This window comes from Bacillus spizizenii TU-B-10, from assembly GCF_000227465.1.
GTDB lineage: Bacteria > Bacillota > Bacilli > Bacillales > Bacillaceae > Bacillus > Bacillus spizizenii.
This window is the reverse complement of the sequence record NC_016047.1, coordinates 1,097,037-1,121,841: the sequence shown is the minus strand read 5'-3', so window position 1 is coordinate 1,121,841 and position 24,805 is coordinate 1,097,037. Positions and strand designations below refer to the sequence as shown.

Annotated in this window: 22 protein-coding genes; 3 read left to right on the top strand and 19 right to left on the bottom strand. The window is 44.8% G+C overall.

Going from position 1 to position 24,805, the window contains the following annotated elements; translation table 11 throughout:
• Positions 1–7: 7 nt before the first annotated feature.
• The 14 genes from GYO_RS27500 to GYO_RS27435 form a co-directional block, all read right to left on the bottom strand.
• A complete protein-coding gene (locus GYO_RS27500) occupies positions 8–532 on the bottom strand; it encodes an NADPH-dependent FMN reductase (protein ID WP_014113176.1) in 525 nt (174 codons plus the stop codon).
• Complete coding sequence (locus tag GYO_RS27495) at positions 529–1,176, bottom strand: response regulator (RefSeq protein WP_014113175.1); 648 nt, start codon at positions 1,174–1,176, stop codon at positions 529–531. Before GYO_RS27495 ends, GYO_RS27500 begins: the two co-directional genes overlap by 4 nt.
• The gene (locus GYO_RS27490; RefSeq protein ID WP_014113174.1) at positions 1,173–2,315 is read right to left on the bottom strand and encodes a GAF domain-containing sensor histidine kinase; all 1,143 of its coding nucleotides are present in this window, start codon (positions 2,313–2,315) and stop codon (positions 1,173–1,175) included. Before GYO_RS27490 ends, GYO_RS27495 begins: the two co-directional genes overlap by 4 nt.
• 150 nt (positions 2,316–2,465) lie before the next feature.
• Positions 2,466–4,211 carry a phospho-sugar mutase gene (locus tag GYO_RS27485; RefSeq protein WP_014113173.1) on the bottom strand — a complete coding sequence of 582 codons (1,746 nt, stop codon included), beginning with the start codon at positions 4,209–4,211 and terminating at the stop codon, positions 2,466–2,468.
• A gap of 132 nt (positions 4,212–4,343) precedes the next feature.
• Positions 4,344–6,011 carry a glycerol-3-phosphate dehydrogenase gene (gene glpD, locus GYO_RS27480; protein WP_072182529.1) on the bottom strand — a complete coding sequence of 556 codons (1,668 nt, stop codon included), beginning with the start codon at positions 6,009–6,011 and terminating at the stop codon, positions 4,344–4,346.
• A gap of 141 nt (positions 6,012–6,152) precedes the next feature.
• Positions 6,153–7,643, bottom strand: coding sequence for a glycerol kinase GlpK (glpK, locus tag GYO_RS27475; RefSeq protein ID WP_014113171.1), 1,491 nt, complete (start codon positions 7,641–7,643; stop codon positions 6,153–6,155).
• 18 nt (positions 7,644–7,661) lie between these two features.
• The gene (gene glpF, locus GYO_RS27470; RefSeq protein ID WP_014113170.1) at positions 7,662–8,486 is read right to left on the bottom strand and encodes a glycerol uptake facilitator protein GlpF; all 825 of its coding nucleotides are present in this window, start codon (positions 8,484–8,486) and stop codon (positions 7,662–7,664) included.
• Positions 8,487–8,667: 181 nt separating this feature from the next.
• Entirely contained in the window at positions 8,668–9,240 is a 573-nt protein-coding gene (glpP, locus tag GYO_RS27465) for a glycerol uptake operon antiterminator GlpP (protein WP_014113169.1), read from the bottom strand.
• A 30-nt stretch (positions 9,241–9,270) separates the two neighbouring features.
• On the bottom strand, positions 9,271–10,623 hold the full coding sequence (locus GYO_RS27460; protein WP_079996528.1) for an aspartate aminotransferase family protein: 1,353 nt from the start codon (positions 10,621–10,623) through the stop codon (positions 9,271–9,273).
• 144 nt (positions 10,624–10,767) lie between these two features.
• Positions 10,768–11,682 (bottom strand): AEC family transporter, encoded by a 915-nt coding sequence (locus GYO_RS27455; RefSeq protein ID WP_014113168.1) that lies wholly within the window; start codon positions 11,680–11,682, stop codon positions 10,768–10,770.
• Between the two features lie 111 nt (positions 11,683–11,793).
• The gene (locus GYO_RS27450; protein ID WP_014113167.1) at positions 11,794–13,335 is read right to left on the bottom strand and encodes a bifunctional GNAT family N-acetyltransferase/carbon-nitrogen hydrolase family protein; all 1,542 of its coding nucleotides are present in this window, start codon (positions 13,333–13,335) and stop codon (positions 11,794–11,796) included.
• Positions 13,336–13,350: 15 nt separating this feature from the next.
• Positions 13,351–14,013, bottom strand: coding sequence for an HAD family hydrolase (locus GYO_RS27445; protein ID WP_014113166.1), 663 nt, complete (start codon positions 14,011–14,013; stop codon positions 13,351–13,353).
• 125 nt (positions 14,014–14,138) lie between these two features.
• Complete coding sequence (locus tag GYO_RS27440; RefSeq protein WP_014113165.1) at positions 14,139–14,561, bottom strand: CBS domain-containing protein; 423 nt, start codon at positions 14,559–14,561, stop codon at positions 14,139–14,141.
• A gap of 137 nt (positions 14,562–14,698) precedes the next feature.
• A complete protein-coding gene (locus tag GYO_RS27435) occupies positions 14,699–15,094 on the bottom strand; it encodes a YhcU family protein (protein ID WP_014113164.1) in 396 nt (131 codons plus the stop codon).
• A gap of 110 nt (positions 15,095–15,204) precedes the next feature.
• On the opposite strand from GYO_RS27435, the gene GYO_RS27430 reads away from it, so the two are divergent.
• Complete coding sequence (locus GYO_RS27430; protein WP_014113163.1) at positions 15,205–16,113, top strand: RluA family pseudouridine synthase; 909 nt, start codon at positions 15,205–15,207, stop codon at positions 16,111–16,113.
• Between the two features lie 30 nt (positions 16,114–16,143).
• Here GYO_RS27430 and srtD read toward each other — a convergent pair whose 3' ends face one another.
• Together srtD and yhcR are read right to left on the bottom strand one after the other, a co-directional pair.
• The gene (gene srtD / locus GYO_RS27425) at positions 16,144–16,740 is read right to left on the bottom strand and encodes a class D sortase, LPxTATN-specific (RefSeq protein ID WP_014113162.1); all 597 of its coding nucleotides are present in this window, start codon (positions 16,738–16,740) and stop codon (positions 16,144–16,146) included.
• Entirely contained in the window at positions 16,737–20,321 is a 3,585-nt protein-coding gene (yhcR, locus tag GYO_RS27420) for a sortase-dependent nonspecific endonuclease YhcR (RefSeq protein ID WP_041520904.1), read from the bottom strand. Before yhcR ends, srtD begins: the two co-directional genes overlap by 4 nt.
• Positions 20,322–20,472: 151 nt before the next feature.
• Here yhcR and GYO_RS27415 point away from each other — a divergent pair, with 151 nt between their 5' ends.
• Positions 20,473–21,126 carry a spore coat protein gene (locus tag GYO_RS27415; protein ID WP_041520902.1) on the top strand — a complete coding sequence of 218 codons (654 nt, stop codon included), beginning with the start codon at positions 20,473–20,475 and terminating at the stop codon, positions 21,124–21,126.
• On the opposite strand, the gene GYO_RS27410 is transcribed toward GYO_RS27415, so the two are convergent.
• Both GYO_RS27410 and GYO_RS27405 read right to left on the bottom strand, forming a co-directional pair.
• The gene (locus tag GYO_RS27410; RefSeq protein ID WP_014113159.1) at positions 21,058–22,026 is read right to left on the bottom strand and encodes a gluzincin family metallopeptidase; all 969 of its coding nucleotides are present in this window, start codon (positions 22,024–22,026) and stop codon (positions 21,058–21,060) included. The two genes, GYO_RS27415 and GYO_RS27410, sit on opposite strands and share 69 nt — an antisense overlap.
• Positions 22,027–22,145: 119 nt before the next feature.
• A complete protein-coding gene (locus tag GYO_RS27405) occupies positions 22,146–22,727 on the bottom strand; it encodes a YhcN/YlaJ family sporulation lipoprotein (protein ID WP_014113158.1) in 582 nt (193 codons plus the stop codon).
• 190 nt (positions 22,728–22,917) lie between these two features.
• On the opposite strand from GYO_RS27405, the gene GYO_RS27400 reads away from it, so the two are divergent.
• Positions 22,918–23,319: a hypothetical protein gene (locus GYO_RS27400; protein WP_079288719.1), complete on the top strand. Its 402-nt coding sequence runs from the start codon at positions 22,918–22,920 to the stop codon at positions 23,317–23,319.
• A 41-nt stretch (positions 23,320–23,360) separates the two neighbouring features.
• Here the strand turns inward: GYO_RS27400 and tcyP are convergent, their stop codons facing one another.
• On the bottom strand, positions 23,361–24,752 hold the full coding sequence (gene tcyP / locus GYO_RS27395; protein WP_014113156.1) for an L-cystine transporter TcyP: 1,392 nt from the start codon (positions 24,750–24,752) through the stop codon (positions 23,361–23,363).
• Positions 24,753–24,805 lie beyond the last annotated feature (53 nt).

Genomic DNA, 24,805 nt, shown 5'->3' with positions numbered 1-24,805 from the left:
CCGGCGTTCAGACGCCGGGATTTCCTGCTTTTGCGAACATGCTGAGTTCTTCGACAAGCTCTTTTATGCTGACCTTTATTTTTTCCGTCACTTCAGCATTTTCAATATCAAAGTGCACGGGATCAAGCACGAGCTGCTTCGGAATGACATTGGCGTAGACACCCCGCATTACCGTTCTCATATTATTCAGCGCGTTGATGCCGCCTTTTCCGCCTCCCGCCACTGCCAATAATGCCACGGGCTTATATTTGAATTGATCGCTGCTTAGAAAATCCAGCGCATTTTTTAAAGCGCCGCTCATGCCGCTGTGATATTCAGGAGATAATAAGACAATTGCATCCGCTTTAGTGACGCGCTGCTTAAGCTCCTGTACCTGCAAAAGTGCAGATTGCTCCGCTTCTCCGTTAAAAATCGGCAATATAAACTCGCTTAGATCAATTAAGTCCGTGTGATACAGCGCTGAAATATAGGATGCGGCAATTCTCGTTCTTCCATGTTTTCTAGGCGTACCGTTTATGACTAACATGTTCATTTCGTAATCTCTCCATTCAAGTTATATTTCACTGCGAAAAGCGCTGCTTGCGTGCGGTCGGCCACTTCAAGCTTTGCTAAAAGATTTGACACATGGGTTTTCACTGTTTTTTCTGAAATAAACAAGGCTGCCGCGATTTCTTTATTGCTTTTCCCGTTCGCAATTTCGTTCAGAACGTCCTTTTCCCTGCGTGTTAATTGATAAAATTTTTCTTTTTCCGAACCATGCTGATTTCTCATATGTGTGAGCACATGGGGCATAATAGCTGAAGAAAGCTTGTATTGGCCGGCATGCACTTGTCTTAGTGTTTTCACCAATTCCTCGGGCTCCGTATCCTTTAATTGATACGCCTTCGCACCTGCCTGAAGCGCGGGGATGACGTGCTCCTGATCGGAGTAGCTCGTCAGCACAATGATATTGATCCCCGGAAATTGCTGTACTGCTTTTTTTATGGCTTGAATGCCGTCCATCTCAGGCATAGACAGATCCATCAGCACAAGATCAGGTTTTGTCTCTTCGATGACACGAAGAGCTTCTGTTCCGGTTGCCGCCTCGCCTGCAACTTCAATATCACCCTGGGTGGCAAAGAAAAAACGAAGCCCCTTTCTGACAACATGGTGGTCATCCGCAATTACAATTTTCATTGTACTGTCCTTCCTTTCTGATTGGTAAGCGGGAGCCTAATGGACAGCTTTGTCCCCGCTCCAAGTTCTGACTCAATCAAAAACTCCGCGCCTGCTTTTTCCACCCGTTCTTTCATACCCTTGATGCCGAGTGAAGGCAGACCTTCATGCGCTTCATAGCAAAACCCTGCCCCATGATCGATGATACTCAGCTCTACATGGCACGAAGAAGCAGTCAGACTGACATACGCCGTATCAGTTCCGGCGTGCTTTTTGCAGTTATTTAAAGCTTCCTGAACAACACGCCACAGCATATGCTCCTGCTCATCGGTAAGAACAGGACAGCCTTTTTGTGTAAAAATGACATTCAATCCAATGAGCGCGCCATAGCTTTTAATGGCTTCAGATAGCCCTTTTTCCAATCCTCCGGGGCGAAGCTGCCAAATTAACGCTTTCATTTCTGCGAGCGCGTCTTGTGATAGGTTTTGAATGAAATCAATCATCTGCTGCAAATTCTCATCTTTTGTCAGTGTTTTTGCCGCTCTGGCAGTTAAACTGACGGAAAACAGCATTTGATTGACAGAATCGTGAAGCTCCTGAGCGAGGCGGTTGCGTTCCATTAAAAGAGCATTTTTTTGTTTATATTCAGAAAGCTTCATGCGCTGTATTGCCGTTCCGATCTGAAAGGCGACAGATTCGAGTAAATGCAGCTCTTCCTCATCAAACATGGTTTTTCCGGCCGACGCTACATTTAACAACCCGAATCTCCTGTCCCCGTCCTCTAAGGGCACAGTTGCATGATGCGTAATCCCTTCTGTGTCAAAACAGTGCAGTTCCTTGGCTGATTCTATGCGCTTGCAGTTCATGATATTAGCCGCCCTTCTAAGCCCCCCGTTATTGAATTTTGTCAGGCAGTAGCACTCCCCTTCGCACATCAGCACTTTTTCCTTACGGCTTAAAGCCGGGGGCAGATAAGCGTCGGCCGCTAACGTATAGGACCCGTCTTCTTCGATCAGAAAAATCCAGCCGGATTGAAGGTTCGTCAGACTCAGCAATTCTTTTAAAACCTCATCCAGTGTTGCTTTGACATCGTGCCCTTGATTTAAGGTTTCCGCAATCGTTTTCAGCGTTTTTAATTTTTCCATCCTCGTTTTGCTCACGTTTCTCACTCCGGCATTGGTCTTGTTATTTTAGATTATACCAGTTTTTTGTATGTCTCTACTTCGCTTGAGGGAGGATTTTCTTTCAGACTTTTGGATGAGAAAAAGAAAAAAGCCGGATCATTTACAATGATCCAGCTTATACTCGAATTATTTTGCTGTAGCCTCTACAATGTCATCTACCGTCTTCATTACATCGTCAGAAAGAGCGGCAAGACGCTTTTCACTGTCTTCTAAAGAGGTTCCTTTTACGGCGAAATAGAATTTGACCTTCGGCTCAGTTCCGGAAGGACGAAGGCAGAACCAAGACCCGTCTTCCAGGAAGTATTTCAGTACATTTGATTTTGGCAAGTCGATCGCTTCTTCTTTGTTTTCCTTCAAAAGCATCCGTTTGCTTACAGCGTAATCTTCGGCTGTCACAACCTGTTTGCCGGCCATTTTTCGCGGCGGATTTTGTCTGAAGGAAGCAAGGATCGCTTCAATTTGCTCTGCCCCCTGTTTTCCTTTCAACGTCAGGGATCTCAGCCCTTCACGGTAAAAGCCGTACTCGTTAAAGAGGTTGATGAGCGCTTCATACAATGACATTCCTTGTTTTTTATAAAAGGCGCAAACCTCAACTGCCAAAAGCGCCGCCTGAATGGCATCCTTGTCGCGGGCAAAATCCCCAATTAAGTAACCGTAACTCTCTTCATAACCGAATTGGAAGGTATACTGGCCTGATGCCTCGTATTCCTTAATCTTTTCACCGATAAACTTAAAGCCTGTCAGCGTATCAATCGTATCAAGACCGAATGAAGAAGCGACCGCACGCCCAATTTCACTTGTGACGATTGTTTTGAGAACGACACCGTTGTCAGGAAGGATGCCTTGTTTTTTCTTTTCAGAAAGCAAGTAATGAAGCAGCAGCGCACCGGTTTGGTTTCCTGTCAGTACTGTATATTGGCCTTGTTCGTTTTTCACTGCTATACCGAGACGGTCAGCGTCAGGGTCTGTTGCGATGAGAATATCTGCGTTCTGTTCCTCCCCAAGCTTAATGGCATATTCGAATGCCGCATGCTCTTCCGGGTTTGGAGAGGTAACAGTAGAGAAGTCTGAATCCGGCAGCTCCTGTTCTTTGACAACCGTTACATTTTTGTAGCCGAGTGCTTCAAGACCGCGTCTGACCGGTTTATTTGCAGTTCCATGCAGCGGTGTAAAAACAACGTTTACATCTACTTCTCCGGATAATTCAGGATGAACGGAAATGGACGTTAATTTTTCTGTATAGACTTTATCAATGTCTTCACCGATGATCTTGATTAAGCCCTTTTCTTTTAACGCATTTTCATCGTCGACTGTGATCGTCAGCTCATTTTCAATCGCGTTTACCTGCTCAATGACGATGTCCGCTTCCTTTGGAGGCAGCTGGCCGCCGTCATCCCCGTATACTTTGTAGCCGTTATATTCAGGCGGGTTATGGCTTGCCGTTACCACAATTCCCCCATAGGCGTTCAGCTGTCTGACAGCGAATGACAGCTCCGGCGTCGGGCGAAGCTCATCAAAGACGTATGTTTGGATGCCTTGTGTCGCAAGTGTTTTTGCCGCTTCCATCGCGAACTCCGGCGATTTATGGCGGGAATCATAAGCAATGACAACGCCCCGTTTTTTCGCTTCCTCACCTTGCTGCGAGATGTATGCCGCAAACCCGGCTGATGCTTTGCGCACAGTGTAAATATTCATCCGATTCGTCCCGGCGCCGATTTCTCCGCGCATTCCGCCGGTACCGAATTCAAGGTTTTTATAGAAGCAGTCCTCAAGAGCCTGTTCATTCCCCTCTAATTCAGTGAGGCGCTCTTTAAGTTCCGGATCTAAATGTTCTGTCTGTTTCCAACGTTCATAGCTCTTTCTCCAAGTCATATTCGTCCTCCTATGTATCAGCTTATGCCATTATTTTATATGAAGCGGGTGCCTCTGTCACTTGTTAACCTGGGGTCTGGCACTTTCGGCACGTAAAAAGAAATAACGGGCTGAGAGACAGCCCGTTATGATTTATTGTTCGAGCGGTACAACCGCATCGTGTAAAAGCTTGTTGAGGTTTTCTGTATGTTTGTTTTTTGCCTGCTCATCCCATTGGAATCGCTCGCTCATAAAATCAATAACGGCATCTTTATATGTTCTTACCCAATTGATATCAAAAAATAAACGTCCCGTTCTGCGGACAAAGAAGTCAGCAGGTGTTGCGGTCATCTCTTCTTCTATACTGTATTCTGCCTCAGCAAGAATATGAACCGGAATGTGGCGTTTCGCGGCCTCATCTTTCAATGCTTCCACGCGATTAAATACACGCTCTACATTGGAGCCGTATCTGATCGCCAGCTGTTTTGCGTCTTTTTCTGATAAGCCGGCTGCGATTCCTTCTTTTGTTTTCGTTGTAACGAAGGACATAAGATTTTTCGAACCACCGACGTGCCCTCCTGAGATTGGCATGTTTTTCGTTTTACATGGACCGAAATCCTTTTCGCCTTCTTCTTTTAAGCGATCGCGCACAAGATCGACGATGTGCTCCGCCATTTTTCTGTATCCTGTCAGCTTCCCGCCGGCGATGGTGATCAAGCCTGAGTCAGATGTCCAAATCTCGTCTTTCCGTGAAATTTCAGAAGGGTCTTTGCCTTCTTCATGAATCAGCGGACGCAGCCCCGCCCAGCTGGATTCGATGTCATTCGCAGTGATATTCAGTTCCGGGAACATGTAATTGATTGAATTGATGACGTAATCACGATCCTCCGTTGTCATTCGCGGATGCTCCAGCGCCTCCTTATAAACAGTGTCTGTTGTTCCCACGTATGTTTTGCCTTCACGAGGAATCGCAAATACCATACGGCCGTCAGGTGTATCGAAATATACTGCCTGTTTCAGCGGAAAGACAGACTGGTCAAATACAAGGTGAATGCCTTTTGTATGCTGCAAATGCTTTCCGTTTTTTGAATGGTCTTTTTCTCTGAGCTGGTCGACCCAAGGGCCTGTCGCATTGACAATTTTTTTCGCGTACACTTTATATTCTTTCTTTGTCAGCATATCTTCAATTAATACGCCAACTGCTTTGCCTTTTTCGTAAAGGAGCTCCTTCACTTTTGAATAATTCACAGGCTCTGCCCCGAATTTGACTGCTTCCTTCATGACCTCGATTGTCAGTCTTGCATCGTCAGTACGGTATTCCACATAGTACCCGCCGCCTTTTAAGCCGTCTTTTTTCACCAATGGCTCTTTTTGCAGCGTTTCTTTTGCTGAAAGCATGCTTCTTCGTTCTGATTTTTTCACACCTGCTAAGAAGTCATAAACTCTTAAACCGATAGAGGTTGTGAATGAACCGAATGTACCGCCTTTATGAAACGGAAGCAGCATCCATTCCGGGGTAGTGACGTGCGGGCCGTTTTCATAAACAATCGCCCGCTCTTTCCCTACTTCAGCAACCATTTTCACTTCAAATTGTTTTAAATAGCGCAAGCCGCCATGAACCAATTTAGTTGATCGGCTTGATGTTCCCGCCGCGAAATCCTGCATTTCGCTAAGCGCGACTTTCATTCCCCTTGATGCCGCGTCAAGAGCTGTTCCCGCTCCTGTAATTCCTCCTCCGATAATAAATAGATCATAGGTTTTTTTCGTCATGTCTGTCAGCATGCGATCTCTTTCAAGACTTGAAAATTGATGTTTCATTATTGCTCCTCCTTGTTGTCACGGTGTGTAAATAGAAAAAGAGACCACAACAGCCAAAGTGCATGCTTACACTTTGGTGCTGTGGTCTCTCCTCATCTCAGGACCGTTCTTATTAACTTGTAACCATTATATCATAGTATGATTTTATTTAAAAGCCATAGCTGCTTTGACGGCTTTTTGCCAGCCTTTATACAGCTCATTTCGTTTTTCTTCTTCTAGTTCAGGTTCAAACCGTTTATCCAGATTCCACTGGTTCGCGATTTCAGAACGGTCCTTCCAGAATCCCACAGCAATACCTGCCAAATAGGCTGCGCCAAGCGCAGTTGTTTCATTAATTTCCGGACGCTCCACAGGAACATTCAGAAGATCTCCCTGGAACTGCATCAGGAAATTATTTTTCACAGCCCCTCCGTCTACACGAAGCGTCTTTAATGAAATGTTTGAATCTGCTTCCATTGCGTCAAGCACATCTTTTGTCTGATAAGCCAATGACTCCAGTGTCGCACGAATAAAGTGCTCTTTTGTTGTCCCTCTTGTCAGGCCGAAAACCGAACCGCGCACGTCGCTGTCCCAGTAAGGCGTTCCCAATCCGACAAATGCCGGAACAACATATACGCCGTCAGTCGAATCCACTTTCTCTGCATAAGTTTCGCTAAGCGATGAATCTTGGAACATTCTCAATCCGTCTCTCAGCCACTGGATGGCAGAGCCTGCAACAAAAATGCTTCCTTCTAACGCATAGTTAACTTTTCCGTCAATGCCCCAAGCGATTGTCGTCAAAAGCCCGTGTTCGGACTTAATTGCTTTTTCCCCTGTATTCATCAGCATGAAACATCCAGTGCCGTATGTGTTTTTCCCCATGCCTTCTTCAAAGCACGCCTGGCCGAACAATGCGGACTGCTGGTCGCCTGCCGCTCCCGCAATCGGGATATTTTTTCCGAAAAAGTGATAATCAACAGTCTCCGCATACACATGGGAAGACGGCTTCACTTCAGGGAGCATGGATTTCGGTACGCCTAGAATGTCGAGCAGTTCATCGTCCCATTTTAAATCGTAAATATTAAACATCAGCGTTCTGGAGGCATTGGAGTAATCGGTCACATGCGCTTTTCCGCCTGACATTTTCCAAATGAGCCATGTATCAATCGTTCCAAACAGCAGCTCACCTTTTTCCGCTTTTTCTCTTGCACCTTCTACATTATCTAAAATCCACTTCACCTTCGTGCCGGAAAAGTATGGATCGATTAAAAGCCCAGTTTTTTCTCTGAATTTATCATTATATCCTTTTTCACGAAGTTCCTCACAAATGCCGGACGTCTGTCTGGACTGCCAAACGATTGCATTATAGACAGGTTTTCCTGTATCCTTATCCCACACAACCGTCGTCTCACGCTGGTTCGTAATGCCGATGCCGGCAATTTGAGAAGCGCTGATTCCCGATTCAGAAATGACTGATGCAATAACAGCGAGCACTGATCCCCAAATTTCATTCGCATTATGCTCAACCCAGCCTGGATGCGGGAAGTATTGTGTAAATTCCTTTTGAGCGGAGTGAACGATTTTGCCTTCTTTGTTAAACAGAATCGCTCTTGAACTTGTCGTCCCCTGATCTAAGGATAAAATGTACGTTTCCATAAGGTGTCTCCCCTTTGATTAAATATATTTTGAATTTGATAATGTTTTAGCAGAATGTGATTTCGTATAGATATATAGCCCTAACAATACCACAACCAATATAACGCTTACAATCCAGAAGCTGCTTGTGATGTGCCCCTTAAATGCAGCGTTGTAAAATACGCCGCCGAATGATCCGCCCAAGATCGGGCCGACTACCGGAACCCATGCGTATTTCCAGTTTGATGATCCCTTGCCCGGAATCGGAAGAAAAGCGTGTGCAATCCGCGGACCTAAGTCGCGGGCAGGATTAATCGCATAGCCGGTGGTGCCTCCTAGAGAAATACCGATCGCTACAATGAGGAAACCGACGATTAAAGGATTAAGCCCTTCTGTAAATTGATTTGCCCCAATGGCCAAGATTCCAAGCACAAGGACAAATGTCCCAATGACTTCACTTAAAACGTTTGCAAATGTATGCGGAATGCTGGGACCTGTTGAGAAAACACCCAGCTTGGCAGCAGGATCATCCGTTGACTTCCAATGCGGCAGGTAATGCAGATAAATAATCACCGCACCGATGATCGCTCCGATCATTTGCGCCGCAATATAAACCGGAACCTCTTTCCATGGAAAATCTCCCACAAATGCAAGCGCTATCGTTAGCGCCGGATTCAAATGGGCTCCGCTGATGCCGCCAACTGCATAAGCGCCCATGGCAACACCCAATCCCCACCCAAATACAACAACAATCCAGCCAGACTGGAATGAAAGCGATTTCTTTAAATTGACACCTGCACAAACACCTGCCCCAAAAATGATAAGCAGCATCGTACCGATGACTTCTCCCCAAAATGCTGTCATAGCACATTCCTCCTAAAGTCACGATTAAGAAGTATGATAGAGAAGAAGAGAATAAAAAACCACAACAAACCGCTTTACGGGTGCATAAACATTTACCGTAAAGAGCTGCTGTGGTCTCCGAGTTCTCCATCACAATGTATTAACCTAGTGCAATTGTATCAGTGGATGAAAGCGGTGTCAATCATTTTCCGTTCAAAAAGTTTTCATATTTCTTCCATAATTTAGTATTTGATGTTGTAACAGCAACAGCCCCCGCTTTTAAGGCCTGTTCTACATCCTCTTCCGTACGGATGAAACCGCCAGCAAAGATGGGAATCCCCGTTTTCTCTTTAATTTCTTGAATGAGTGACGGAACGATGCCTGGCAGCACTTCAATGAAGTCTGGCTTATGCTTGCCGACAAACTCCATGCTTTTCTCCATCGCGCTTGTATCAAGCAGAAATAGGCGCTGAATGGCATAAATTTTCTTCTGCTTCGCTTTGGCAATCACGTTCGATCTTGTGGAAATAATCCCGGCGGGCTTGATGTCCTGGCAAATAAACTCCGCTCCGTACTCGTCATGCTTGATCCCTTGAATGAGATCGACGTGCACCATCATGTTCTTTCCATGCTTTTGTGCCTCTCTGATCACGCCCTTCAGCTGGCCGAGATGAATATCAAGAATAACACCGTAGGAAAATGAACTGTTCAAAAACTCATCAAATTGCTTCATATTGCGAATAGCCGGTAAAATGGGCTGGTTGTGAAAACTCATTGTGTGCTCCTTTAACAAATCACTTTTATATTAAATCGTCTGAAAGCTATCTTTCACCGTTTTCACGATAAAGGAAAGGTCCTCTTCTGTCAGGCAAAATGGCGGGGCGAGCTGGATGACGTTGTTGTAGCCGGCGACTGTATCGCCGTTTTTGCCGATGATCAGCCCTTTTTCTTTGCACGCCGCAACCACTTGGTTTACTTTATCGGCATCAGCCGGCTCTTTTGTCAATTTATCTTTGACGAGCTCGATTCCGATCAGCAGTCCTTTTCCTCTAACATCTCCGACTGCCGGGTGTTCTCTTAGGGCTTGAAGCTCACCTAAAAGCGTTGCTCCCAGGTCGCGGGATCGCTGAATCAGCTGTTCGTCCTCCATAATTTGCAGGTTTTTCAACGCCAATGCACAGGCAGCCGGGCTTCCGCCGAATGTGTTCACGTGGCGGAAACGGTCATAGGGAGCTTCACCTTGATACGCTTCGAAAATGTCCCGTTTAACAGCAGTCGCTGACAATGGCAAATACGCGCTGGTGATTCCCTTTGCCATCGTAATGATATCAGGCTTCACGCCATAATGCATAAATCCGAATGGCTCGCCTGTCCGTCCAAACCCGCAGATGACTTCATCGCAAATCAAAAGAGCTCCGTGACGGCGGCAAATGTCCTCCACCTTCTTCATATATCCGTCCGGCGGCATTAAGATGCCTCCGCCAGTAATGATGGGTTCCATGATGACCCCGGCAATCGTTTCGCTTAATTCCCATGTCATGATGCGGTCAATTTCATTTGCGCTTTCTAGCGTGTCGGCATCCTCAGGATTCCGGTATACATCTGGAGGAGCTGCATGCAGAAACCCCTGGCTTAAAGGCTCATATTTATATTTTCGCTGCGCCTGGCCGGTAGCTGAGAGCGCTCCCAATGTGTTGCCGTGATATGCTCTGTATCTTGAGATGAATTTATAACGGCTGTGGTCGCCGTTTTGCAGATGGTACTGGCGGGCGATTTTAAAAGCAGTTTCGTTTGCTTCCGATCCGCTGTTGGAAAAAAAGATGACATAATCGCCGCCAAGCCATTCATTCAGCTTTTCCGCCAGTTGAATCGCCGGTGCGTGACTTTGCGTTAGCGGGTAGTAAGGCAGCTCCTTTAATTGCTCATAGGCAGCCTCCGCAAGCTCCTTTCTCCCGTAACCAATATTGACACACCACAAACCGGACATCGCATCCAAATAGCGGCGTCCATCTATATCGGTCACCCAGGCACCTTCGGCCTTTTGGGCAATCAGGCTGTCCGCTTGATGCGCTCCCTTCATGGCATGCCACACAAATTGCTCATCTTTTTGCTTTAATCCCTGATTTTGCTGAATGTTTTCCATCCCCATCATCTCCATTTCATTAGCGTTCACTAAAGTGCCAATTCAATTGAAACAGACCTTCTCTTATGTGATGTCTTGGTGATGATTTCCCTGCCTTCAATATAAAGCCAGACGGAGTTAGAGTCAATAAACCCCGGAAATAATAAAACATCCTCTTTCTCAAGAAGAAAGGGGATGCAGCATCCAAAGCAGAACAGGCAAAGTGACAATACTCAGCATCGTGCTGATAAAGGTTGCGCTCGAAACGACTTCCGGCCTTGTATTAAACTGGACAGCCATTAAAGTCGTGTTAGCAGCTGTCGGCATGGCGGCGACGACAATCATGATTTGTTTTGTCATGTCATCCACCGGCAATATCAATGTGAAGCCTAGCGCAATCACCGGAGATACCATCAGCTTCAAAAGCAATGAATAAGAAATTTTTCTGTATTCAATATGCTTAAAAGAAATCAATGCAAGCTGCATGCCTAGAATGATCATAATCGTAGGAATGGCTGCATTTCCGACCAGCTCAATTCCTGTCATTAACTCTTTAGGAATTGAAATATGCATAAGCTGAAGAATTGCGCCTAAAAGTGCCCCGTACGCAACAGGCATACGGATAACCCGGGTCATGACCATTTTAAATCCGCCTTCCTCCGAACCTCCTTTTGCCGCATAATACAAGCCGATCGTGCTCATGATTAACTGCTGCAACACCATTAACACAACGGCCGTGTCCAGGCCGGCTGTCCCAAACACCAGCAGGACAACAGGCGTTCCGTAATTGCCGTTATTCATAAAAGCGGATGACAGGATCATGGCACAGCGATCTTGGTTCGGATACTTATGAAAAAAAGATAAAAAGTAGACAAATAGAACAAGAACCAGGCAAAGCCCCAGCACAAAAATAGAGAGATAGACATAATCCATCGTCAGCTTGTTAGTATAGAACGTATCAAATGCCAGAAAAGGAGACATTAAGTATAAGGACATTTTGGACAGCGTTTGAATATCAAAGCCGAGCGTTTTCTGTCCGATATAACCAATTGCGAAAATTCCGAAAACAGGAACTAAAACAAGCAGAAACTCCATAAGGCACCTTCTTTTCCGATATACAATTTACTTTTATTTTAAAGAAAGCGCGTAATCGTTTCAATTCCGTTTTTAATAAAAAAACCCGCCATTTTCAGGCGGGTTTCGGGATTATTTTTTATATTGAATATGATAAACATCACGCCGTCTGTCTTTTAACTGGCGCACTGTACCGTTTTGGCGCTGTCTTCTGAGAATTTCCAGGTCAACATCGCCGATGACGACCATTTCAATATTCGGGTTTGTTTCGCCGACAATGCCGTCTCGGGCGAATTCAAAATCAGACGGGGCAAAGATGCCTGACTGGGCGTATTGGATATCCATGTTTTCCGTTTGCGGAAGGTTTCCAACCGTTCCAGAGATAACCGTATAAATTTGATTTTCAACCGCTCTAGCCTGCGAACAGTATCTGACACGCAAATAGCCTTGACGGTCTTCTGTACAAAATGGCGTAAAGATGATTTTGGCCCCTTTATCAGCCGCAATCCGGGCAAGCTCAGGAAATTCAATGTCATAACAGATCTGGATCGCGATTTTTCCGCAGTCCGTATCAAACACGCGAACTTGGTCTCCTGCGCTGATCCCCCACCATTTGCGTTCATTCGGCGTAATATGGAGTTTATATTGCTTCTCGATCGTTCCGTCCCGTCTGAACAGGTAAGCGATATTATAAATCTTGCCTTCCTCTTCAACGAAATGAGATCCGCCTATAATGTTGACGTTGTACTTCACAGCCAAATCAGTAAATAGGCTGATGTAATCTTCCGTATACTCGGTAATTCTCTGTACCGCCAAGCTCGGTGACCGTTCCTCAAGGAAAGACATGAGCTGGGTTGTGAAAATTTCCGGGAACACCGCAAAATCAGATCTCGCGTCAGAAGCGACATCGACATAGTATTCTACTTGATTCGCAAATTCCTCAAAGGAATAAATTTTCTTCATTTCATATTGGATCACACAGATTCTCACAGGGAACGCCGATTTATAATAACGTTTTGTCTGCTGCGGAAGATAATCGACATTGTTCCATTCCATCAGCGTCGCATACTTGATCGAAGCTGTATCATCCGGGAGATAGTTCGGATTAATTCGCATAAGGGTAAAGCCGTTCATCAGCTGAAAAGATAGGACCGGATCGTAAATTTGGTGGCGAGTCACCTGTTCAACATACTCTCTCGCCGTCATTTCTTCTGCATATTTATGATAGTTCGGGATCCGTCCGCCTATGATAATGCTTTTCAGATTTAAGCGTCTGGCCAAGTCCTTTCTCGCCTCGTACAAACGTTGGCCGATCTTCATTCGTCTGTATTTCGGATGCACCATGACCTCAATTCCGTACATATTCAAGCCGTCCGGATTATGGTTGGTGATATAACCATCATCTGTAATGTCCTGCCACGTATGGCGGTCATCATATTCATCAAAATTAATCAGGAGACTTGAGCACGAACCGATAATTTCACCTTCGAATTCTGCACAAAACTGTCCTTCGGGAAAATGTTCCAGATGGCTGATTAAATGCTCCCGCTTCCAAGGCTCCATTCCCGGAAAGCAGTCCTTTTGAAGATCGATAATCTTGTCGATGTCTTGCTCTTCGATATTGCGAATGACCATTTTCTTTTCAAAACGGGTCAAATCTAATTTCTCAGACAATCTACTCGCTCCTTTCTATTGTTGTTTATTCAGATGATCAAGCAATAGGGCGAGTTCCATCTCCGCCATTGATTCAAGCCTGTGATCATAATCTTCAAACATCAAGGTGCTTGTTACTTTATTCGGGACGATGACACACTTCATCCCCGCTCTTTTCGCAGCAATCGAACCATTGACAGAATCCTCAAACGCGAGACATTCTGATGGTGATACGCCAAGATTGTTTGCGGCCAATAAATATAGTTCAGGATTCGGCTTCACCTCTTCCACATCATCCGCCGTTTGAATGACCTCAAAATCATCAAACAGGCCGATTTGCTTCAAATGGCCCGATACCCATTTATAATCAGAGCTGGAGGCAAGGCCTACTTTTAAGCCTAAATCCTTTGCCGCATTCAGATACGCCTCGACACCCGGTCTTGCTTTTTCTGTTTCCATGCGTTTCGCAAACCGTTCTCTTCGCAATGTTGTCAGCTCTTCATGGTTCAGCTTTTTGCCGATCTGCTCTTCTAAATATTCAAACGGCCGAAATCCCGCGGCTGTTCCAATGACCTTTCCCCAGACGGATAACGGAAGGACTGAGCCGTGTTCCTCAAATATTTCCTGAAGGACTTCATATTCGTGTGTTTCTGTATCAAGAATAAGTCCGTCAAAATCAAAAATTAACGCTTTAATCACTGCGTACAACTCCTTTAGTCCAAATTGAGACATATGTATACACTCACTATACCCCGAAACATGTCTGCTTTCAAAAAGTAAGGTTTATGTGAAGAAAGAGCCTGCACACCGCAAGCTCTTTCTTATTAATGAATGTTTTGATGAGAAATGTTTGTCAGCGCTTCTCCAGCAGACTCGTTCGACATCTGATTGACTGCCAGGTCTCCAAGCGCAACGATCCCGACTAGATTGTTTTGATCTACAATAGGAAGGCGGCGGATTTGGTGCTGGGCCATCAGCTGCGACGCGTCTTCCAGACTCATATTAGGATTTCCCGATACGAGGTCTGTTGACATCACTTCTGAAACGGGTGTCTGGCCATCTCGGCCCTGAGCTGTAGTTCTTAATGCAATGTCACGGTCAGTCAGCATTCCTTTTAAAACACCTTGCTCTACAACGGGAATTACCCCGACGTTATGCTGTTTCATGAGAGAAGCCGCTTCCTGAATCGTTTGATTCGGAGAAACGGTTGCCACCTGCGTTGTCATTGTATTTCTTACTGAACTCATTGTCAGCACCCCTTTCAATCATTAGTATGTTCAGACACGTGCCGATTAAAAAGGGAGTTAGAGGAAAGGTTTTATGATATGATTTCTCTGATACAAAAAAGAGCTTTTCTGAAAGTGGAAAAGCTCTTGCTGCCTGATTATATCAGCCTTCTGTGACCGAAGAAGGCTTTGTTTGTCTTCGTTTGAAAGTCAGAAAAAGCAAACGGAAAATAAATCCCAAAATCATTCAGCATCTTGCTGTTTTTTTCAAAAATCGCCTGATCATTCAAATCAGTGTGCGGCGAAGGCTTTGTCAAGATAATATGTATCATTTGCAGACAAGCCATAATTTGAAATGCTTCTTTTAATGTTCCTTGGTAATAATGGTTATTTAAAGACAGAACGCCTTTCTTTTTAAAGCGCTGAATGTCCAGTTCGGAGAAATAAAGAGGAAATACATCATGGATCAGCTCCATTGACAGCTCCTTGATAAAGCTCTCCTGTTCTGTAGTTGCTGCGTTCACAATTCTCACGTCAATCACCTTTCTTGCCATCGAATATCCTAAGTCTTAATCAAGAATAGCACAGAAAAAAACACGAAAGCTAAGGTAAGTGTTTCCTATGAGAAACAGCAGCCTTCCGCATCGAAAAGGAGCCATTTAACATGAAACAAAAAGGCAGAGGGCTTGAGCTCCTCATCAATGAAAAACAAGATGGCCAATGGCTGTTTTCTGTACTGAAAACAGCGCTTAAAGCCTCTAAACCCGTGATTCAAGACTGGATGTCCCATCATCGGGTAAAGGTCAATCACGAATCCGTCATAAATAATGTTATCGTCAAAAAAGGAGACCGTGTGTTCATTAATCTTCAGGAAAGTGAAGAATCCTCCGTCATACCAGAGTATGGAGAGCTTGATATTTTATTTGAGGACAATCATATGCTTATCGTCAATAAACCTGCAGGCATAGCGACCCATCCGAATGAGGATGGCCAAACCGGCACACTGGCTAATTTGATCGCATACCATTATCAGGTGAATGGGGAAATATGCAAGGTGCGCCACGTCCATCGTCTTGATCAGGATACATCTGGCGCAATCGTTTTTGCCAAGCATCGTTTGGCACACGCCATCCTGGATCAGCAGTTAGAGAAAAAGACGCTAAAACGAACGTATACCGCCATCGCTGAAGGACAGCTAAAGTCAAAAAAAGGTACAATTGATTCACCGATTGGCAGAGACAGATCACATCCGACAAGACGCCGGGTTTCACCAGGCGGACAAACAGCCGTCACGCATTTCAAGGTGATTGCCAGCAATGCGAAAGAGCGACTGACGCTCGTGGAATTAGAGCTGGAAACAGGAAGAACACACCAAATTCGTGTTCATATGGCGAGCATCGGCCATCCGCTGACAGGAGACTCGCTTTATGGAGGCGGGAGCAAGCTGCTAAACAGACAGGCGCTCCACGCCAAAAAGGTACAAGCCGTTCACCCGATAACCGGCGAGCAGATTGTTGCCGAAGCGCCTTTCCCAGCTGATATAGAAAACCTTTGCGACACATATTTTTCATGAAGAAAAGCCGCAGGACTTGACTGCGGCTTTTTAAGTGACTCGTTTTCCGTATATAATATAACGCTTCGGGGCGTTTCCGACATATGAAAACGGATAGCAGGTCGTCAGAATGAGCTCTTCCTTTTCATGCTGGAGCGTAATAATGGATGTGTCATCTTTATCGACAATTTTTGTTTTCACAATTTCATATGTGAAATCTCCATATGACAGGAGTATACGAAGCAGATCCCCCTTTTCCAGCTCTCCCGTCCGGCGAAAAACGGTATCCCGATGTCCCGACAGCACAATTTGCCCATTTTCATCAGGATAATAGCTGTCCTTGTAATGCCCGACACCTTTTTCTAAATCATCTGCATCGGTGCCCTCCACGATCGGAAGCTCCGCGTTGATTTTAGGTATTTCTAAAATGCCGCTCGCTTGGCCGGTCTCAGGCTTAAATGATGCTTTGTTCTCTGCATGACCTGCGCTTTGTTTTGTGCCCGAGCCTTCCTGCGGCTTTTCAGCCGCCAGTTTTGCTTCTTTTAATGTCTGTTCGGTCTTCATATTCGTATCGATCAATTTAAGGCCCCCATAGCCTGTGATCAAAAGACCGACCGCAATGATGACGAGTGGAATAACCTTTTTCACGTTCTGGAGGCGCTCCTTTTTCTTCTGACATATAGATAAGTTCCGGACAGTGTCACCGCCGCACCGATTACCATAAAGTTATAGTAGCCCGCTGATGTATCCGGAAGCTGATGATCAGACCCGCCTTTCGCAGTTCCATTTTGTAAAGGCAATGTGCTGATCTTGCCGGCTGTGTCAGTATATTTTTCACCGCTCGGTATTTCACCTAATCTCAAAATGTCTGTAGGCTTCAGCTGATGAACCGGCACAGTATCTGGAGTCTCTTTTATATCAGTCTGGTCTTCCCCAGGCTCTGGATCCTCTTTAACCGGCTGCTCCGTTCCCGGGGCATCTCCCGGCTCATCCGTAACTGGGTCTTCTGTTACAGGGTCTTCAATGTCACTCGCTTCAGCAAGCTTAATTCTTCCCTCTTTTGTATAAGCAATTGGCTCATCAAAGCTCTTCACATAAGCAACTGTCGCTTCCAAATCCTCAGGCCCTGTCACCGGATTTTTCCCAAGCAATCCGATTGGCTGGTATTTGGTTCCTGTCGCCGTCGCCATAAAATTGTTGACGGTTAATGTATATGTGGCTTCGGGCTGTATCTCGGTGCCATCTGCCAATTTTATATCGACAGCTTTTCCGGTTTCTTTGTCCCACGTATACGTAAACCCGCTGATGCTGTAGTCAGGACCAAAAGCCGGCGAGATTTGCGCATTGATAATCTCTCTTAAATCTTTTCCTTTAATCTCAAGCTTCGTTAACACATTTCCGAACGGCTGGATATTGTAAAGATCTCCCCACGTAATGGGACCCTTCTTCAGCGCTTCCCGTATTCCGCCGCCATTCATAAGAGCAAAATCCGTTTTCATGGCCGCTCGCATACCATCCGCAATCAGGTTTCCAAGAGGCGTATCACCGTCATTCGAATACCCCCCTTCCATATCAACAGCCGCTTCGCCGACAACCTCGCTGATAATCGGTTCAGCAAGTGTTTGGTATTTCTTTAAAATGGCTGACGCACTGGCATCCGGTTTTATTTTACTTTGGTCGACATATACGATGTCCGCTGACTTATTGACAATGTCTTTTGTCGTTTTATCGAGCTCTACATCAACAACACCTATCGCTTTTCCATATTCAAACGCCTGAACAATCAGTTTTCCATTCACTTCACCGTTAACAACCTTATGATTATGCGCTGCAAAAATGACGTCGATTTCAGAATCTGTTTTGTTTGCAAGATCAGCAGATTCACCGGTAATTGCGGCACCATTTTGTTCGGCTGACATATGTGCGAGAACCGCGATGGCCTTCACGCCTTTTTTCTTCAGCTCTTCGGCCGCCTCATTCACCGCTGTTACTTCATCTGTAAACTCGATGTTTTTTATTCCGTCAGGCATGACCATGCCCGCGGCCGACTGTGTGACAACCCCGATAAAAGCAACGGGTATGCCCTCCACATTTATGATGTCATATGCCGGCAAAAAGGGCTCTCCTGTAGATTTCATTTTACAATTGGCGCATACAAGGGGAAAGTTCTGTCCATCATATCCGCTCGTGCCTTTCGGGTGATCTCCGCCATTTAAGATCCTCAGCAGTTCATCCGTACCTTCATCGAACTCGTGGTTGCCGACAGTTCCGACATCAAATCCGATGTCCTCCATCAGCTCTACAGTCGGTTCATCTTGAAGAAGAGATGAAACTGGAGAGCTGCCTCCGATCATATCTCCCGCGTGCACAATCAGCGTGTTTTTCTTTTCGGCCTTTTTCTCTTTCAAATATGCGGCGGCATAGTCCATGCGTCCAAAAGTGCCGTCTGCAGTTCCGTTCCCATCGAGATCAAGCTCATATTGCTGGTCGATCTTGCCATGCAAATCATTCATGCTGAGAATTCTAAGCGGCACACTTTCTTGAGGTGCCGTTTGCCTCTTTTTATATCCTGCGTTCTCCGCTTGACTTACTGAGGCGAAGAAAATTCTGTTTTCCACAGCTACCTGCTTCCAGTCAGCTGGCTGCACATATGTTTTATTTGATGAATCTCCCACATATCTTGTCAGGCCTTTCCCCTGCTCTCTGGCTCTAAATTCAAACGGCATTTCCAAGAGGGGATCGTCTTCATTCCAAATTCCTTTTTGCTCTTTTTTCGCAGCAGCTACGGCAGCTTGAAACTGCTGATAATCCCCTTCATTGTCAACCGGCCAAATAAAATACGTCGGAGCATAGCCATTTTTTACAAGCTCTAAGTTCACGTTTGAACCCGATTCGGTTATGACCTGTGCAAGAAGTCTGCCATAGTTATCCTTGGCTTCACTTCCGACCTTGACAGTAATTTTATCTCCTGGAGACAGAACCGTTTTTAGATAGTCAGATGCTTTTTTGCCAAATCTTATTTGATTTTCGTCCGCTTCATTTTTGGGTGTGTGATACGTTTCAGGTGTATCTACATTTACAAACCTGATTTTTGTCGTTCCAAGTACTGGAGTTTTAAGATGAATGGTATCGCCGTCAACAACCCGGTCAACAATACCTTCATATTCACCCTCCGCAGACGGAGGTGCGGGCTGTTCTTTAAGCAGCTTCAGGTCAGACGATTTTCGCGTTAGCAGCTGAAAGGATTGGTATCTGCTTAACACACCGGTAAATTCATACCATTTGCCCTCATCAAGTTCGTCTATCACCCCTGTTTCATTCATAACCCGGAGCGTCATCGCATGATGGTCTTCATCTACCATCGTTACATTATAACCCCCGCCGGCAGGAGAATTTGGAATTGAGGAAACAAATGCTTTTAGTGTCACAAGGCGGCCTTCAAACTGATCACCAAGACTGCTGTTAATCAGTTCATTTATTGTTAAATGTTTAGGAGCGGGGATAGGTTGATTTGACTGGTTGATTTTGATGCCTGATGAGTTTGGAACGATTTCTGTCAGCCCTCGGTATGTCGTGACTTTCCCTGTTACCGTGACATCCATGCCTTCTTTTAATTCGGGAAATTGTTTAGGGGAAGGCGAATAAATGTTAATGCCTCCGGTTTTATCCTGCATAAAGGTCGACAGCTTCCCGCCTCCGATCGCGCTTTGATCAGCAGTGACGATCCCTTTTATCGTTACTTCTTCATTCAGTCGTCCCCGCGCTTCATTTATCGTCATTGGCTGTTCAGCTGGCGGAGTTTTCGCGTCGTCAGTTAAGTCCATCGACTGAACGTTCTTAAGTCCTGTCGTGTTAAAGTAATTTTCAAGCTTTCCTTGAACAGTTATCTTTTTTCCAAGAAGAAGCGGATTGGTTTGCAGCCCAAATTGGCTTCTGAAGGCGGAGGGGATTTGAACGGGAAGGATGTGATCGGACGATGTCTCGGTTTTACTGTCTGCCAGCGCGACATTATAATCATTTGAAAAAGGGCTTGTCAGCTTATAGTTCTGCGGGGAAACAGCCTGGCCGACAGCATATCCTTCGACAAGCGCCTGTCCTTCTTTTTGCTGTATCGCCTTATCAACCGATATCGGCTGTTGCGGTTCAGCTGCCTTTACAGCTTCGCACGTGTACATTACATGTAAGAACATCAATGCCGTGATCAACACAATATGCAGAATACGCCTCATCATTTTTCCTCCCTTAAGATACACATTATGACAACGACTTTGTCTGCTTATCATTTCGACAGACAGCATATAATTCCTTTCAGGCTTCTGCATAAATCGCGACAGACTGACACAAAATACAGCTGATCTGAAAAAAAAGGAGGAATTCGGTTTGGATCAGTTAAATCAGCAGCAACAATCCCAAATGAACAAAGGTATTCCTGGCAAGCCGCATAAAAATCACGGCGGACATGAAATGTTTGATATGCACGAGGTGCTTTCCGGAACACTTACTGTACTTGATCAGTTTATGATGCTGAGACAATTTTGTAAGGATCAGGAATTATTAAACATCCTTGATCGTCAACATCAATTCATTACGTCTCAATATAACTTAACTGCAGAATGCTTCAAAACAGGAAGCGAACCTTCACAAAAAACAGCAACTTATATGATGAAGGAAGACAACCAGACTGTTTACGGCATGCAGCCGTCACAGCCTAAAAAACCTGTTCAATCCATGAATGATATTGATGACAGCATCATCAGCCGACAAATGCTTTGCGCAGTTAAAGCACAGGCTTCTATGCTGACGATGGCTTCTCTGGAAATGACAAACCCAGCCGTAAGACGCGTACTATCTGCGCAAATTCAGCAGTATGTTGAAATGGCTTTTGAAATTTTCCTATACCAAAACAAACACGGCTATTACCAAGTTCCTCAGCTAGATGCGCAGGATATGGAACAATTGAGAAATTCATTTGCTCCGGCACAAGGACAAATGCCTCCAACTCAAGGCGGTATGGGCCAGCAAGGACTTCATTAATAACAAAGGCATTGGATAAATACTATCCAATGCCGCACTGTTTTCTTCAAATGTTTTCTTAAAATCTTTTTCAAACTGATCAAGACTTTCCTTTGTTGCCGATTGAAATCCTTTTTTAAAGTCCCCTTTTTTTGCCGTTTGCTTTATCAGTTCTGAAATAATGTCTATCCCGTATCTGTCCGTCAGCTCATTGACCATATAAAAGCTTTGCAAATAGACATCAGTGTCATATTCAGCTCGGGCTTTCTGCCAATCTTGATCTGTCTGCAAACGGTCAAAGGGCACGACAGAAAACGTGATCGGATCTATGAGCAATTCATAGTTCGCGATCCACTCGCTTAACCCTTCGTGAAACCATAACGGAAACTCATCGGGATCTGCTTCAAGCTCCTTCAATTTCTGGTGAAACGCATGGTGCGTGTATTCATGAATCAACAATCTCTGGTACAAATAAACCGCTACTTCGTCACCTTCTAAAAGTTTCTTTTTCTCTTCAGGCAACAATCCGATCAGCTGCTCCCTTTCAGAATAAAAACCGACGACATCCAGTAAACCGGAGTAAGCCTCCATCTGTTTTTCATTAGGAAAAAAAATAATATCAATAGGCTTTTGGTTCGAATATCCAATTATAATCTGATTAATACTGACCGCATATTCAAGTGTATCTTTCGTCAATGGCAGTAAGGACTTTTCCTTAGAAGTGTAATAAATATCGGCCTGTTTGAATGACTCTTTCTTCATGTGCTTCGTCACTTGTTCTTTTGTTATACCAGATGCCTGCCCTGGCAAAGACAGTATATACATCGTGCTTGATACGATGGCCGAGCTTACAGCCAGCATCACAAGGACTCCGCACAGGAATAGAGCGGATGCCGCACGCTTTCCTATGCCATCCCGCAAACGTCTCCCTCCCTGAGCCGGTCCGTCTTGTACCTTTTATTTTTACTCTATGCAGCCTGCATTCGCGGTGTGTCATTAACGCAAAGAAAAAGCCGCACAAATTATGCGGCTTTTTTCATTTATTCAGCTTGCGGGAATATACGCTGTACAGTTTCACTGAATTCATCAAAGAATCCTGCAATCGGATCGCCATTTTGTATCCGCTCGCCATATCCCTGCATTCGGTCTACAAAGTCTGGATTCGCAGAAACGTAAACATTATCCATGTTTTTATCGGTGTCTCTCACTTTATCAGAAATTTTCTTTTTGAGATCTTTTCCAACTTCTTTATTTCCATTTGTTAATACAACCGCAACATATGCTTGATTTCCGGCAACAATTACATTTGCATGTTTTACTTCTTTCATATCTGTGATTTTATCGGCAGCGTCGTCAGCAACTTCTAATTTACGGTTATCATTACCGTTGTTGTTGTTGCCGTTATCGTTGACATTGTCAGTTACATTATTATCGACATTGTCACGATTATTATTGGCATCGTTAATATTTCTTGTGCCATTATCGTTTGCCGGATTGCGGTAGTTAACGTTTTCTGGATTTGCATTATCACGTCTGCCCTCACCCTGATTGGCCATACCGCAGCCAGTCATAAGCAAAGGGATAAGAAGCATGGACGCAAGGACTTGTTTTTTTCCAAGCATGTGAATTCCTCCTTTATCACTTTACTTATAGGTTTTTCTAACTGGCTCTAATTATGCATGAAAAAATAACGGAAATGCTTTCCCGGGAAATAAAGCGGTTAATTTGTCTAATTAGAGGGGAAAATATCAATACACTTATAAAGGAGGGATCACGTTGTTCAATCAGCGAAGAGGACTCAGCCCCGCAGCAATGATTATAGGGTCAACTATGCTTATTGCTGCTTTATCACCACAGATCCGCCAAAAAATCAGCGGGTTTATTACAGGACAAATGAACAGACAAAATTCTAAAAATAACATGTTTGATGCTTCTAATGTAGGAAATATGGTCAAACAAGCACTTGGCGGCGGTAATAATCAGGAACGTTCGCAAAATCAAAGCCAACAGCAAAATGGCCGTCAGCATCAGCATGCCGGAGCGCAGCAAACCCAGCATCAGCATACACAGACTCAAACTAGGCAAACTGAGACAGCAGCGAAAAAAAGACAGCCGCATTATGCTGAACCCATTCAATTTGAACAAAGCGCAATGAATGTGATGGACGACAACACCATGATGGAAATGCTTGAGGACTTAGAACCCGGACGTTAAAAAAAACGTGTAATCCAAGATGGATTACACGTTTTCATATGTTACGCTTCTTCGGCTTCGATCACTCTGGATTGATCATTGAATATACCTGGATCAATTTCCTTCGTTACCTTACTCGTAATGAGGCCAGATGTCATACTTCCGCTGACATTCAGAGCAGTACGCCCCATGTCGATTAACGGTTCGATTGAGATTAATAAACCTGCGAGTGCGACAGGCATATTTAATGATGATAAAACAAGAAGCGCCGCGAATGTCGCTCCGCCGCCAACTCCGGCAACACCGAAGGAGCTGATGGCAACGACTGCGATAACTGTGATAATAAACACCGGGTCAAACGGATTTTGGCCGATAGTCGGAGCAATCATCATCGCCAGCATCGCAGGATAAATGCCGGCGCATCCATTTTGCCCGATTGAAAGACCAAACGAACCGGCAAAGTTTGCGATTCCTTCCGGCACACCCATGCTTTTCTGTGTTTTAATATTTAGCGGCAAAGCACCCGCGCTTGACCGTGAAGTAAAAGCAAATACAAGTACAGGCAGCGCCTTCTTCAAATAAACAACCGGATTCAAACCACTGAGCGTCAGCAGCAGCAAATGAATGATAAACATTGTGATTAACGCGGCATACGAAGCAACCACAAACATCCCTAATTTTAGAATGCTGTCAATATCACTCGTCGCAATCGTTTTTGTCATAATGGCCAGCACCCCATAAGGCGTCAGTCTCAAAATGAGGGTAACAACACGCATGACAATGGCATAAACGGCATCAACCATTTTTTTAAATGTTTCTGCCTGTTCCGGCTGTTTATGCTTCACACCGAGGAATGCCATTCCAAGGAAAGCGGCAAAAATAACGACCGCGATCGTTGAAGTCGGTCTAGCTCCCGTAAAATCTAAAAACGGGTTTCCCGGCAGCAGTTCAACAATCTGCTGCGGCAGCGATTTCGCTGTCATATCTTCTGATTTCTGCTGAAGTTCCTGTCCCCGCGAAAGCTCTGTATCCCCTTGGTCAACCTGAATCGCCTGTAGGTCAAAAGAAAGCGCGGAGGCAATACCGACAGCTGCCGCTACAGCTGTTGTCGCTACTAATATCCCGATAATCAAACCGCTGATTTTTCCGAGATTTTTTGTCAGCTTCAGCTTTGTAAATGCACCAAGAATTGAAATAAAAACGAGCGGCATGACAACCATTTGAAGCAATTTGACATACCCGCCACCGGCAATATTAAACCAGTCCGCTGTTTGAATGACTATATTTGAAGTCGGGCCGTAAATCAGCTGAAGCGCAAATCCGAATACAATCCCCAGCCCCAGCGCAGTAAATACACGTTTAGAGAAGGAAACATGTTTTTTCTGCATCACAAAAAGCCCTAAGATAAGTAAAAGTAAAATAAATACATGTAATACAACTAGTAAAGTCTCCAAAGCAGGTAAACTCTCCCTTCAAATTTTCTCATTTACTATATTACACTAATTCC

Bases quoted from the DNA above. Each gene is read 5' to 3' on its own strand.
- GYO_RS27455 (WP_014113168.1), bottom strand. From the start codon at position 11,682: ATGGAGTTTCTGCTTGTTTTAGTTCCTGTTTTCGGAATTTTCGCAATT.
- glpK (WP_014113171.1), bottom strand. From the start codon at position 7,643: ATGGAAACGTACATTTTATCCTTAGATCAGGGGACGACAAGTTCAAGA.
- GYO_RS27435 (WP_014113164.1), bottom strand. From the start codon at position 15,094: ATGGCAAGAAAGGTGATTGACGTGAGAATTGTGAACGCAGCAACTACA.
- GYO_RS27440 (WP_014113165.1), bottom strand. From the start codon at position 14,561: ATGAGTTCAGTAAGAAATACAATGACAACGCAGGTGGCAACCGTTTCT.
- GYO_RS27405 (WP_014113158.1), bottom strand. From the start codon at position 22,727: ATGCTTGGAAAAAAACAAGTCCTTGCGTCCATGCTTCTTATCCCTTTG.
- yhcR (WP_041520904.1), bottom strand. From the start codon at position 20,321: ATGAGGCGTATTCTGCATATTGTGTTGATCACGGCATTGATGTTCTTA.
- GYO_RS27430 (WP_014113163.1), top strand. From the start codon at position 15,205: ATGAAACAAAAAGGCAGAGGGCTTGAGCTCCTCATCAATGAAAAACAA.
- GYO_RS27460 (WP_079996528.1), bottom strand. From the start codon at position 10,623: ATGGAGATGATGGGGATGGAAAACATTCAGCAAAATCAGGGATTAAAG.
- GYO_RS27500 (WP_014113176.1), bottom strand. From the start codon at position 532: ATGAACATGTTAGTCATAAACGGTACGCCTAGAAAACATGGAAGAACG.
- GYO_RS27495 (WP_014113175.1), bottom strand. From the start codon at position 1,176: ATGAAAATTGTAATTGCGGATGACCACCATGTTGTCAGAAAGGGGCTT.
- GYO_RS27485 (WP_014113173.1), bottom strand. From the start codon at position 4,211: ATGACTTGGAGAAAGAGCTATGAACGTTGGAAACAGACAGAACATTTA.
- GYO_RS27400 (WP_079288719.1), top strand. From the start codon at position 22,918: ATGATTATAGGGTCAACTATGCTTATTGCTGCTTTATCACCACAGATC.
- glpF (WP_014113170.1), bottom strand. From the start codon at position 8,486: ATGACAGCATTTTGGGGAGAAGTCATCGGTACGATGCTGCTTATCATT.
- glpP (WP_014113169.1), bottom strand. From the start codon at position 9,240: ATGAGTTTTCACAACCAGCCCATTTTACCGGCTATTCGCAATATGAAG.